Origin of the sequence: Pseudomonas sp. QTF5 (genome assembly GCF_000512695.2) — a bacterium.
Classification (GTDB): domain Bacteria; phylum Pseudomonadota; class Gammaproteobacteria; order Pseudomonadales; family Pseudomonadaceae; genus Aquipseudomonas.
The window spans coordinates 119,115-131,640 of sequence record NZ_AZRW02000004.1; the positions used below are offsets into that span (position 1 = coordinate 119,115).

Consider the following 12,526-nt stretch of genomic DNA (forward strand, 5'->3'; position numbering starts at 1 on the left):
ACTTTCAGCCTTGCGACATCTTCTTAACTGATCAACCACACGCGCACTCAGAGCTCGCACTTAAATGAGAACGCACGCACACATATGGAGCACCCATGACCGAGCCCTTGATTCTGCAACCCGTCAAGCCCGCAGACGCCTGCGTTATCTGGCTGCACGGGCTGGGCGCCGACCGCTACGACTTCCTGCCGGTGGCTGAAGCGCTGCAGGAAAGCTTGCTGACCACACGCTTCGTCCTGCCCCAGGCACCGACTCGCGCCGTCACCATTAACGGTGGCTACGAAATGCCGAGCTGGTACGACATATTGGCCATGAGCCCGGCACGCGCGATCAACAGTGAGCAGTTGGAAGCGTCCGCGCAACGGGTTATTGAGCTGATCGAAGAGCAGAAGACCAGCGGAATAGACGCCTCGCGGATCTTTCTCGCCGGTTTTTCCCAGGGCGGTGCCGTGGTGTTGCACACGGTCTTTCTGAAGTGGCAGGGACCGCTGGGAGGCGTACTTGCCCTCTCCACTTATGCGCCGACCTTCAGTGATGAACTGGAGCTTTCCGCCAGCCAGCAGCGTATTCCGGTGCTGTCTTTGCACGGCCAGTACGATGACGTGGTTCAAAACTCCATGGGCCGGACCGCCTACGAGTATTTAAAGCAACATGGTGTCACCGTGACATGGCAGGAATACCCAATGGGCCACGAAGTGTTACCCGAAGAAATCCGCGACATCGGCGTCTGGCTCGCCGAGCGTTTGCGCTAAAAGCTACCCATTGATCCATCCCACTACGCCGCGCCCGATTCTTGCATTACACTGGCCGGCGTATATTCCTTAACCAATTGATGAGATGACCGTGCTCAAAGCACTCAAAAAAATGTTCGGTAAAAGCGAGACTGAGCAGCTCGCGCCAGTCTCCAGCGCTCCTTCTCATACTCCCAGCCACCGCACCGACGGTAATCAGCCTGGCCGGACCGCAACCGTAGCGGCACCGAAGCACGAGCCGGTGACCACACCGACCGACCCCTCTGTAGAGGCCATCGCCTCTGAGCAGCCGCGCAGCGAAGCCCCGAAACCGGCAAAACCGCGTCGCGAACCAAAGCCAAAAGCGCCGGTTATTCCCTGGAAACTCGAAGACTTCGCCGTCGAACCCCAGGAAGGCAAAACCCGCTTCCACGATTTCAAACTCGCCCCCGAACTGATGCACGCCATTCAGGACCTGGGCTTTCCGTATTGCACGCCGATCCAGGCGCAGGTGCTTGGCTTCACCCTCGCGGGCAAAGACGCCATCGGTCGTGCCCAGACCGGCACCGGCAAAACCGCCGCTTTCCTGATTTCGATCATCACTCAGCTGCTGCAAACCCCGCCGCCCAAAGAGCGCTACATGGGTGAACCGCGAGCACTGATCATCGCCCCGACCCGGGAACTGGTGGTGCAAATCGCCAAGGACGCAGCTGACCTGACCAAGTACACCGGCCTTAATGTCATGACATTTGTTGGCGGCATGGACTTCGACAAGCAACTCAAGCACCTCGAAGCCCGTCATTGCGACATTCTGGTGGCCACTCCGGGCCGTTTGCTCGACTTCAACCAGCGCGGCGATGTGCACCTGGACATGGTCGAAGTCATGGTGCTGGACGAAGCCGACCGGATGCTCGACATGGGTTTCATCCCACAAGTGCGTCAGATCATTCGCCAGACTCCGCCGAAGAACGAGCGTCAGACGCTGCTGTTCTCCGCGACCTTCACTGAAGACGTGATGAATCTGGCCAAGCAATGGACCACCGACCCGTCGATCGTCGAGATCGAAGCGCAGAATGTGGCCAGCGAAAACGTCGAGCAACACATCTACGCGGTGGCCGGTGCCGACAAATACAAACTGCTCTACAACCTGGTCAACGATAACGGCTGGGAGCGGGTGATGGTCTTCGCCAACCGCAAGGACGAAGTGCGGCGCATCGAAGAACGCCTGGTACGCGATGGCGTCAACGCGGCGCAACTGTCTGGCGATGTGCCGCAGCACAAACGCATCAAGACCCTGGAAGGTTTCCGCGAAGGCAAGATCCGCGTGCTGGTGGCCACCGATGTTGCCGGTCGCGGCATTCACATCGACGGCATCAGCCACGTGATCAACTTCACCCTGCCGGAAGTCCCGGACGACTACGTGCACCGCATCGGTCGTACTGGCCGTGCCGGCGCGGATGGCGTGTCCATCAGCTTTGCCGGTGAAGACGACTCCTACCAGCTACCGTCCATCGAGGCGCTGCTGGGTCGCAAGATCAGTTGTGAAACGCCACCGACGCATCTGTTGCGGGCGGTTGAGCGCAAGCGCCCGTAACGCGGGCCTTTCAGAAAGAGGCGCAGCCGGAAACGGACTGCGCTTTTTTTTCGTCCGGCTTTTTTCAACAGGAGCTTGCTCGAGACAACTAAAAGTCCATAATGGACAAATTAGTTTACTTTCAGCGCCCGGAGCCGACCATGCCCAGCACGCCTTACGTAATCACCCAACCCCAGGCCCGCGAACTGCTGGCGCAAGTCGACGTACCGCAGATCCTGCGCAAGCTGTTCCGCGACCTGGCCGCCGGGCAAGCCGTGCAGCCGGCACAACAACTGGTGGAATTCCCGCAGGGTGCCGGGGACTTCATCAACTACCTGGGGGTGCTGGCCGAAGACGGGGTATATGGCGTCAAGACGTCGCCTTACATTGTGCGCGAGCAAGGCCCACTGGTAACCGCCTGGACGCTGCTGATGTCGATGCAGACCGGCCAGCCGCTGCTACTCTGCGATGCCGGTGAACTGACCACGGCACGCACCGCCGCGACGACGGCGGTGGCAGTCGACGCCCTCGCGCCGCTGAAGGCCCAGCGCCTGGCGATCATCGGCAGCGGCAAGGTGGCCCAGGCGCATCTGCACTACGTCAAGGACCTGCGAGACTGGCAAAGCATCAGCCTCTACTCGCCGAGCCTGAGCGACAAGAATCCCGAAGCGTTGGCACAGCTCAAAAGCCTCGACCCACGACTCACCCTCACCGACAGTTGCGAAGCCGCGATTGAAGACGCCGATGTGATCATGCTCTGCACCTCGTCCGCTGGTCCGGTGATCGACCCATCGATTTTGAGCAAGCCAGCGCTGATCACCTCTATCAGCACCAACGCCCTGCGCGCCCATGAAGTTACGCCGCAGAGCCTCAATGACATGCAGGTGTTCTGCGACTATCGTCAGACCACCCCTGGTTCGGCCGGCGAAATGTTGATTGCCGGTGAGCAACATGGCTGGGACAAGCATTCGATTGTCGGCGACCTGCCCGACTTGCTCAGCGAAAAAGTCCAGCGCCCTGAATACGATCGCTCGGTGTTCTTCCGCTCCATCGGCTTGGGCCTGGAAGACATCGCACTGGCCAATGCCCTTTACCAACTACAGCGCTAACACCACAAACCCTGTGGGAGCGGGCTTGCTCGCGAAAGCGGTGTGTCAGTCGACATCCTTAGTGAATGTCAGACCGCATTCGCGAGCAAGCCCGCTCCCACAGGGGGGCCTCTAACAATTTCGGCATTTACGCCCCCACAGGAGACGTTCATGAGCCAGGCAGATTTCATCATCATCGGCGGCGGGATTGCCGGCGCTTCCACCGGTTTCTGGCTGTCGCAGCACGGGCGGGTGATTGTGCTCGAACGCGAATCCCATCCGGCCTTTCACTCCACCGGACGTTCGGCGGCGCTGTTCACCGCCGCCTATGGCACCCCGCAGGTTCGGGCATTGACCCAGGCCAGCCGCGACTTCTTCGACGCACCGCCGCCCGGTTTCTGCGAACACCCGCTGCTGACCCCGCGCGGCGAGATGACTGTCGACTTCACCGGCGATCCGGCCGAGCTGAGCAATCAATACCTGAGCGCCAAAGCCACGGTGCCGCAAATGCAATGGCTCAGCGCCGACGAAGCCTGTGCGCGTCTGCCGATCCTGCGTCGGGAAAAGGTCCATGGCGCGATCTACGACCCGACCGCCAGCGACATCGATACCGACGCCCTGCATCAGGGCTATCTGCGCGGTATCCGGCGCAATAAAAGTGAAGTTCATACCGACAGCGAAGTGCTCAGCCTGACCCAGGATGCCGAAGGACTGTGGCAGGTTCAAACCGCGACTCAGACGTTCAGCGCTCCAATCATCATCAACGCCGCCGGTGCCTGGGCCGACAAGATTGGCGAACTGGCCGGCGCCAAACCGCTGGGTTTGCAACCCAAGCGCCGGGCAGCCTTTATCTTCGCCGGCCCCGAAGGTCTGGATATCCATGACTGGCCAATGCTGGTCAGCCTCGATGAATCCTTCTATATGAAGCCCGACGCCGGCATGTTCCTCGGCTCACCGGCCAACGCCGACCCGGTGGAACCGCACGACGTGCAGCCCGAAGAGCTGGACATCGCCATGGGCATTTACCAGATCGAAGAAGCCACTACCCTGACCATCCGCCGCCCGACCCGCACTTGGGCCGGCCTGCGCAGTTTCGTGCGCGACGGGGATTTGCTGTCCGGCTTCGATCAGCAGGTGCCGGGGTTGTTCTGGGTCGCGGCACAAGGTGGCTATGGCATCCAGACGTCGCCAGCCATGGGCCAGGCCAGCGCTGCATTGGTACGCGGCGAAGCCTTGCCCGAGCAACTCACCCGTTTCGGCCTGGACGCCGGAATGCTCTCCCCCGCCCGCCTGAGCTGATCCTGTCCCTCAGGTGACGTGTCCACACGATTGCGGCAAACTTCCAGCGCCTCCTTTTTAACAGGGCGCTGACGCTGCCTGGAGTTCCACTGTATGAACGCACCTGAAAAAGACTCGGCCCTGGACGCTACGTCCATGGACAACTTCCGCGCGATTGCCGATGCGATCGCCACGTTGTTCTTCCCTCACGCCGAGGTGGTGCTGCACGACCTGCGCACGCAAAAGGTCGATTACATCGCCAACAACCTGTCCAAACGGGAAGTCGGTGACGACTCGTCGCTGGAAGACATGCTCAGCGAAGACGTCAGCGAACGAAACATCGGGCCGTACGAAAAGCTCAACTGGGACGGTCAGAAGATTCGCAGCCTCAGCAGCGTCTTGCGCGACAGCGAAGGGCGTCCGCTGGCGGTGCTGTGCATCAACTTGAATATCTCGCTGTTCGAGAACGCGAAAGCGGCGCTGGATTTGTTCCTGTCGCCGACCAAGCTGATTCCGCAACCGGACTCACTGTTTCGGGATGACTGGCAGGAACGGATCAACACCTTTCTGCACGCCTGGCTGCGCGAGCGTCAGTTGAGCCTGAATGTGCTGACCCGCGACCACAAACGCGAACTGGTGCTGGCGCTGCACGCCGAAGGCGCCTTCAAAGGCAAAAGCGCCTCCAACTATGTGGCCAATGTGCTGAACATGGGTCGGGCGACGGTGTACAAGCATTTGAAGGAATTGAAGGGCTGAACGCTGAGATGTGTACAGCCTTATAGGGCCCCTTCGCGAGCAAGCCCGCTCCCACATTCGATGGCATTCTTCAGGAAGAACTCGATCAACTGTGGGAGCGGGCTTGCTCGCGAAGGCTATTTATCAGTCGCCGTAAATATCCGACTTGAAATACTTCTGCGAAATCTTCTGGTACTCGCCATTAGCGCGAATGTCATCGATCGCCTTGTTCAGATCCGCCACCAACTGCGTGTTGCCCTTGCGCACGGCAATCCCGGCGCCCTCGCCCACGTATTTCGGATCCTTGAGTTCCGGCCCGACAAAAGCGTAACCGGCGCCACGAGGCATCGCCAGGAAGTCACTCAATGGGATGGTGTCGGCAAAAATCGCATCGAGGCGACCGGCTGCCAGATCCATGTAGATTTCTTCGTTGTTGGCGTAGCGCTTGACGTTGACGCCCATCGGTTCGAAAACCTCGGCAGCAAAACGGTCGGTGGTGGTTGCGCGCTGCACGCCGACAGTCTTGCCCTTGAGGCTGGCGTATTGGTCATCCACTACGGCGCCATCCTTCATCACCAGACGCGATGAGGTGAAGTAATACTTGTGAGTGAAATCCACCGATTTCTTACGGTCTTCGTTGATGGTCATGGAGGACAGCGCCATGTCGATCTTCTTCACTTTCAGGGAAGGAATCAGACCGTCGAACTCGCCTTCGACCCACTCACACTTGACCTTCATCTGCGCGCACAGGGCATTGCCGATCTCGTAGTCGAAACCGACTATCTTGCCTTCCTGGGTTTTGGACGCGAACGGCGGATAAGCCGCTTCGATGCCGATGCGCAGGTTTTTCTCGGCGGCGAACAAGCTACTGCACGCCAACAGGCTCAGGGCCAGACCGGTAATGAGGGGGAGTTTCTTCATATTCGTTCTCTCGCGGGTTGTTGTTGGTTTGGCAAGACAGAAGAAAAAACTGAAACGGGGGAACGCCTTTTTTTGTACTTAGAATTCCATACTGGACTTTTATGTATTTTCCGTCAATCAGGTAGGCAGCCTCATACCCGTCCTCTGGTCGGGTGCTCGCCAAATGCAAAAAAGGCCGGGTCGGTGCTTCGCGAACAAGCGAAACACCGACCCGGCCCTCAGGAACCGCCCAGACAGTTATTCCAGTGCGGCAGCCGGCCCGAAGAACTCGTAACGGCTCTGCTTCTCCGGCACACCCAAGGCCTTGAGGTGACGTTTGATCGCAGCCATGAAGCCTTTAGGCCCCAGGAAGTACGCGTCCACATCGCGCTCCTTCGGCAACCACTCGCCAAGTTGCGCCTGGCTCAACAGGCCAACCTTGTCCGCCGCCGGGCTGACGCCATCGTCTTCGGCATAGCAATAAAAACGCTTGAGCTGCGGGTGACGCTCGGCCAGCCCATCGATCCAGTCACGGAAAGCATGCACGCTACCGTTGCGCGCGCAGTGGATAAAGTGCACCGGCCGCTCGGTCGCCAGCGCCGCTTCGAGCATCGCCAGCGTCGGGGTGATGCCGACGCCGCCACTGATCAGAACCAGCGGTTTGTCGCTGACGGTCAGAGTGAAGTCGCCCGCTGGCGGGAACAGCAGGATGCTCGCACCGACGTGCAGTTGATCGTGCAAATGGTTGGAAGCGCGGCCACCGGTTTCGCGCTTGACGCTGATGCGGTACTGGCCCTTGTTAGCCAGCGCCGACAGCGAATAGTTACGTCGAATTTCTTCGCCATCGAGGATCAGTTTCATGCCGATGTACTGGCCAGGTTCTGCCGCGAGAATCGGGCCCTTGTCCGCCGGTTCGAAGTAGAACGAGGTGATTTCCGCGCTCTCCTCCACTTTGGCCGCCACGATGAATTCCCGCGCACCACGCCAGCCGCCCGGGGCCTGCGCTTTCTGGTCGTAGATGCTGGCTTCGGCGCCAATCAGGATCTCGGCCAATTGACCGTAGGCCGCGCCCCACGCGCTCATCACCTCAGGCGTGGCAATCTCTTCGCCCAGCACTTCGGAGATCGCTCGCAACAGGCAGCTACCCACGATCGGGTAATGTTCCGGGAGGATTTGCAGCGCCACGTGCTTGTTGATGATCTTGGCCACCAAGTCGCCCAACTGATCGAGCTGGTCGATGTGCCGCGCATACATCAATACACCGTTGGCCAGGGCGCGAGGCTGATCGCCGCTGGCCTGATGGGCCTGGTTGAACAGCGGACGGACTTCCGGGTATTCGGAGAGCATCATGCGGTAGAAGTGAGTGATCAACGCTTCGCCGCCGCTTTCCAGCAACGGCACGGTGGACTTCACGATGGCACGGTCTTGAACGCTAAGCATAAGAGCAACTCCTGGGCTTTATATGAATAACCTTTACGTATCAGTTTCCATGCCAACAGTTAAAGCCTTATAAATCAGTACGTTAAGAACATAGTAGTCATATAGACACGCGACGCTTTATAGTCACACCGACTACACGGAGTCATTATGACTGCAAAACTACTGCTCACGACCTTGCTGCCCCTGGTCTCCGACCTGTCTCGCGAATTGCCCGAAGGCGAGCGCTACCGACGCCTGCTCGAAGCCATGCGCGCCCTGCTCCCTTGCGACGCCGCGGCCCTGCTGCGACTCGATGGCGAATGGCTGGTGCCGCTGGCCGTGGACGGGTTGAGCACCGACACCCTCGGTCGACGTTTCAAGGTCAGCGAACACCCGCGCTTCGAAGCGCTGCTCAGCAGTCCCGGCCCGACTCGCTTCGCCGCCGACAGCAATTTGCCCGATCCTTATGACGGCCTGGTCGATGGTCTTCACGATCACCTGGAAGTCCACGACTGCATGGGCTGTCCGCTGTTTATCGACGAGCGTCCGTGGGGTTTGCTGACCCTCGACGCGCTCGACCCTGAACGTTTCGAACCGATCGAACTGGACGCCCTGCAAGCCTTCGCCAGCCTCGCCGCCGCCACGGTCAACGCCGCCGAGCGCATCGAGCGGCTGGCCAATCGCGTTGAAGACGAACATCAGCGCGCCGAGGTTTACCGTCAGGCCAGCGGCCAGCAGAACCGCGAAATGATCGGCCAGAGCAAGACTTACAAACGACTGGTGGAAGAGATCAGCCTGGTGGGCGGCAGCGACCTGACGGTGCTGATCACCGGCGAAACCGGGGTCGGCAAAGAGCTGGTGGCCCAAGCCATCCACGTGGCATCCCCACGGGCCGACAAGCCTATCATCAGCCTCAATTGCGCCGCCCTGCCGGACACCCTGGTGGAGAGCGAATTGTTCGGCCATGTACGCGGTGCGTTCACCGGCGCGACGAATGATCGACGCGGCAAATTCGAACTGGCCAATGGCGGCACCTTGTTCCTCGATGAAGTCGGCGAACTGTCGCTGACGGTGCAAGCCAAATTATTGAGGGTGCTGCAGAGCGGGCAATTGCAGCGCCTGGGGTCGGACAAGGAGCATCAGGTCGACGTGCGATTGATCGCGGCGACCAACCGCGATCTGGCCGAAGAAGTGCGCAGCGGTCGCTACCGTGCCGACTTCTATCATCGCCTGAGCGTTTATCCGTTGCTGGTGCCCGCACTGCGCGATCGCGGTCGGGATGTGCTGTTGCTCAGCGGCTACTTCCTGGAGCAAAACCGTTCACGCATGGGCCTCAACAGCCTGCGCCTGACCAGCGATGCGCAAGCGGCATTGTTGGCGTATGACTGGCCGGGGAACGTGCGGGAGCTGGAGCATTTGATTGGTCGTAGTGCATTGAAGGCCTTGGGTAGCTGCAAGCAACGGCCGAAGATTCTGAGCTTGAGCGCGGCAGATCTGGACTTGCCCAATGGCAGCGTTGAACCCGCGCCAGAACCGGTGGTTGCTGCGCCAGCGGTTGCGTTGGTTTCAGGGGATTTGCGTGAGGCCACCGAGCATTATCAGCGCCAACTGATCAGCACTTGCCTGGAACGGCACCAGAACAACTGGGCCAGCGCAGCGCGGGAGTTGGGCCTGGATCGGGCGAACCTTGGGCGGATGGCCAAGCGGTTGGGTATGAAATAGTCTGACCTGGATAAAGTCATACCCTTGTGGCGAGGGAGCTTGCTCCCGCTGGAGTGCGTAGCGCTCCCGCTTTTTCCAGAGTAGAACCTCATTGCTGGTTTCACGACCGCTTCGCGGCCGAACGGGAGCAAGCTCCCTCGCCACAGGGGCTCACCGTTTGGCTGGCAATGGGGATTACTCCTAAAGCCTGCCCCCGACAAGTCGATAACCCGGCATCGATAGCTGTTGGCGATTGTCACAATCGCCCATCACCTTTTTCCACAGAAGGTTTTTATGTCTTCCAACAAAGCCCGCGCAGACTCACTTTCGCTTCTGCTGTTTACCTTGCGCAGCGGCAAGCTGATGGCGATCAACCTGCTGAAAGTCAGCGAAATCATCCCTTGCCCGCCGCTGACCAAGCTGCCGGAGTCGCACCCCCACGTCAAAGGCATCGCCACCCTGCGCGGCGCGTCGTTGTCGGTGATCGACCTCAGCCGCGCCATTGGCGAGCGACCGCTGGAAGACCCGAACGGTGGTTGCCTGATCGTCACCGACGTCAGCCGTTCCAAGCAGGGCCTGCACGTTCAGGCGGTGAGCAAAATCGTCCATTGCCTGACCACCGACATCCGTCCACCGCCCTTCGGCTCCGGCGGCCTGCGTTCGTACATCACCGGCGTGACCTCGGTCGACGGCACGCTGGTGCAAGTGCTGGACATCGAAAAAGTCATCCACGGCATTGCGCCAGCGCAGATCGAAACAGCCCCGACCGAACTGAGCATGGAAGACGCCGAAGTACTCGGCAACGCGCGGATTCTGGTGGTCGATGACAGCCAGGTCGCCCTGCAACAATCGGTGCACACCCTGCGCAACCTCGGCCTGCAATGCCACACCGCTCGCAGCGCCAAGGAAGCCATCGACTGCCTGCTGGACCTGCAAGGCACTGCCCAGCAGATCAACTTGATCGTCTCCGATATCGAAATGTCGGAAATGGACGGCTATGCCCTCACCCGCACCTTGCGCGAAACGCCGGATTTTTCGCACCTCTATGTGTTGCTGCATACGTCGCTGGACAGCGCGATGAACAGCGAGAAGGCTCGATTGGCCGGGGCGAACGCGGTGCTGACCAAATTCTCCTCTCCGGAACTGACCAAATGCCTGATCGCGGCGGCCAGGGCCATCACCGAACAAGGTCACTGAGTTGTGGCTGAGGTTTTCTGTTTTCTGATGCGGCGCAACCTCGCTGAGGATGTGCCGCCTTTCACTTGGCCAAATGGCATTGAGTTGACCCAGTACCGCCCTGAACTTGCCGAAGCCGTTCATAACTTGATGGAACTGGGGTATCTGGAAGGTAGCGGTCGCGTACCGGTGCTGGAAGTCTGGCAACAGCGTTTTGAAACCGATCCTGAATACGATCCATCCTTGTGCTTCATCGCGTTCGACGCCGAAGGAATCGTCGGCGTTGCCCAGTGCTGGACCAGCGCTTACATCAAGAGCCTGGTGGTGCATCCGCGCGCTCAAGGCCTCGGACTTGGACGTGCATTGCTGCTACATGCTTTCAACGTGTTTCAGCAACGTCGCGAAGGCTTTGTGGATCTGAAGGTCTTGGAAAACAACCTTCGGGCCCAGCGTTTGTATGAAAGTGCCGGGATGTATGTGGTCCGCCGGGAGCCTGTGCCTGTCTGACATACCGCATTCGCGAGCAAGCCCGCTCCCACAGTGGTTCATCGTCGTTCACAGATTCGGTGTACGACACAAATCAACTGTGGGAGCGGGCTTGCTCGCGAAGAGGCCGGCACAACCAACATCGATCCATCAGGCATACTCCGACCGCGGCCACTACACGCCAAGGATGCCCAAACCATGAAAGCCACAACCCTGATCTTCTTCTGCCTCACCGCCCTCGCCACCCAAGCCCACGCCTCCAGCCCCGACGCCTGGGCCACCTACGACAAAACCGTGCTCGCCAGCTGCACCAAAACCAGCGGTCTGAAAAAAGCCAAACCCGTCGGCAATGCCGCGCAGTTCGATGACCGGGTCGGTTATACCGCGCTCCTGCTGCAAGGCCAGTACCCGCAAAAACACATGAAAGGCCAACAAGGCACCGAGCTGTGCCTCTACAACAAGAAGAGCAAAACCGCCTACGTGACCGAGTGGGACTCCATCCGCCCAACAGCAAAAGCGCAGTGAGTGGCGCATAACTTGCTTCGACGGCCCTTTGCGGTGGCTTTTTGTCGCCCTTTCATGCCCCACAGGTGATTGGCCGTTCAATGAATACAACGTTTTCCTGCGTAGGCTGTGGCAAATGCTGCAACGACCATCATGTGCCCCTGACACTGGCCGAGGCCCGGATGTGGGCGGCCGATGGCGGTCAGGTGATCGTGTTGGTGGAGGCCTTTCTCGCCAATGGCCTGGGCCTGCCCATGCAGCAACGCGAACACGCCGAACGCCGTTCGGTGGTGGTTCGAAGCGGCGCCTGCGAGGCGCACGTGGCGATCACCTTTGCCGCGTACAACGTCGGCCCCTGCCGGAATCTTGACGAAGACAACCTCTGCCGCATCTACGAACGCCGACCGCTGGTGTGCCGCATCTACCCGATGGAAATCAATCCGCACATCCCGCTCAACCCGACCATCAAAGAATGCCCGCCCGAGTCCTGGGAAACAGGGCCGGATTTGATCATCGGAGGGGAGTTGGTGGATCAGGAACTGGCAGGATTGATTCAGCGCTCGCGTCAGTCGGATCGCGATGACATTCAGACCAAGGATGCGATTTGCGCGCTATTGGGGATTCGGACGACAGCGCTGAAGGGCGATGGCTTTACTGCTTATCTGCCAGACATGACGGCGTTTGCCATGGTCATTGATCAGGTGGCGCAACAGCCGTTGGCGGGGTCTGACGGTGAATGGGCCTTTCATGTGTCAGGCGATGATATCGCCGGGCAAGTGCTGGCAGCCGGGGCGCAAGTGGCGACTGAAGCGCCGCTGAACTATGCGTTTATTTCGTTGCGGGCGGCCTGAGCCAGAGGTGTGTGGTGTTTGTGCTGGCCCTTTCGCGAGCAAGCCCGCTCCCACATTAGATCTCCACAGGGCACAGGTTTTGTG

General features: G+C 59.7%; 12 protein-coding genes. 10 read left to right on the forward strand and 2 right to left on the reverse strand.

The window, feature by feature from the left end:
- Positions 1 to 95: 95 nt before the first annotated feature.
- The 5 genes from IC37_RS04720 (at position 96) to IC37_RS04740 (ending at position 5,426) form a co-directional block, all read left to right on the forward strand.
- On the forward strand, positions 96 to 752 hold the full coding sequence (locus IC37_RS04720; RefSeq protein ID WP_030129780.1) for an alpha/beta hydrolase: 657 nt from the start codon (positions 96 to 98) through the stop codon (positions 750 to 752).
- 85 nt (positions 753 to 837) lie between these two features.
- The gene (gene rhlB / locus IC37_RS04725; RefSeq protein WP_030129779.1) at positions 838 to 2,325 is read left to right on the forward strand and encodes an ATP-dependent RNA helicase RhlB; all 1,488 of its coding nucleotides are present in this window, start codon (positions 838 to 840) and stop codon (positions 2,323 to 2,325) included.
- A gap of 140 nt (positions 2,326 to 2,465) precedes the next feature.
- Positions 2,466 to 3,413, forward strand: coding sequence for an ornithine cyclodeaminase family protein (locus IC37_RS04730; protein ID WP_030129778.1), 948 nt, complete (start codon positions 2,466 to 2,468; stop codon positions 3,411 to 3,413).
- A gap of 150 nt (positions 3,414 to 3,563) precedes the next feature.
- Complete coding sequence (locus tag IC37_RS04735) at positions 3,564 to 4,691, forward strand: FAD-binding oxidoreductase (protein WP_030129777.1); 1,128 nt, start codon at positions 3,564 to 3,566, stop codon at positions 4,689 to 4,691.
- A 93-nt stretch (positions 4,692 to 4,784) separates the two neighbouring features.
- Complete coding sequence (locus IC37_RS04740) at positions 4,785 to 5,426, forward strand: transcriptional regulator (RefSeq protein WP_030129776.1); 642 nt, start codon at positions 4,785 to 4,787, stop codon at positions 5,424 to 5,426.
- A gap of 123 nt (positions 5,427 to 5,549) precedes the next feature.
- On the opposite strand, the gene IC37_RS04745 is transcribed toward IC37_RS04740, so the two are convergent.
- On the reverse strand, positions 5,550 to 6,326 hold the full coding sequence (locus IC37_RS04745) for an ABC transporter substrate-binding protein (protein ID WP_030129775.1): 777 nt from the start codon (positions 6,324 to 6,326) through the stop codon (positions 5,550 to 5,552).
- A 237-nt stretch (positions 6,327 to 6,563) separates the two neighbouring features.
- Entirely contained in the window at positions 6,564 to 7,745 is a 1,182-nt protein-coding gene (gene hmpA / locus IC37_RS04750; protein WP_030129774.1) for an NO-inducible flavohemoprotein, read from the reverse strand.
- A gap of 147 nt (positions 7,746 to 7,892) precedes the next feature.
- Here hmpA and norR point away from each other — a divergent pair, with 147 nt between their 5' ends.
- From norR to IC37_RS04775, 5 genes are all read left to right on the forward strand, one after another.
- On the forward strand, positions 7,893 to 9,446 hold the full coding sequence (gene norR, locus IC37_RS04755; RefSeq protein WP_030129773.1) for a nitric oxide reductase transcriptional regulator NorR: 1,554 nt from the start codon (positions 7,893 to 7,895) through the stop codon (positions 9,444 to 9,446).
- Positions 9,447 to 9,719: 273 nt separating this feature from the next.
- The gene (locus IC37_RS04760) at positions 9,720 to 10,622 is read left to right on the forward strand and encodes a chemotaxis protein CheV (protein ID WP_030129772.1); all 903 of its coding nucleotides are present in this window, start codon (positions 9,720 to 9,722) and stop codon (positions 10,620 to 10,622) included.
- 27 nt (positions 10,623 to 10,649) lie between these two features.
- Positions 10,650 to 11,108 carry a GNAT family N-acetyltransferase gene (locus tag IC37_RS04765; RefSeq protein ID WP_030129771.1) on the forward strand — a complete coding sequence of 153 codons (459 nt, stop codon included), beginning with the start codon at positions 10,650 to 10,652 and terminating at the stop codon, positions 11,106 to 11,108.
- Positions 11,109 to 11,285: 177 nt separating this feature from the next.
- The gene (locus IC37_RS04770) at positions 11,286 to 11,612 is read left to right on the forward strand and encodes a hypothetical protein (RefSeq protein ID WP_030129770.1); all 327 of its coding nucleotides are present in this window, start codon (positions 11,286 to 11,288) and stop codon (positions 11,610 to 11,612) included.
- A gap of 80 nt (positions 11,613 to 11,692) precedes the next feature.
- On the forward strand, positions 11,693 to 12,442 hold the full coding sequence (locus tag IC37_RS04775; RefSeq protein WP_030129769.1) for a YkgJ family cysteine cluster protein: 750 nt from the start codon (positions 11,693 to 11,695) through the stop codon (positions 12,440 to 12,442).
- Positions 12,443 to 12,526: the final 84 nt, after the last annotated feature.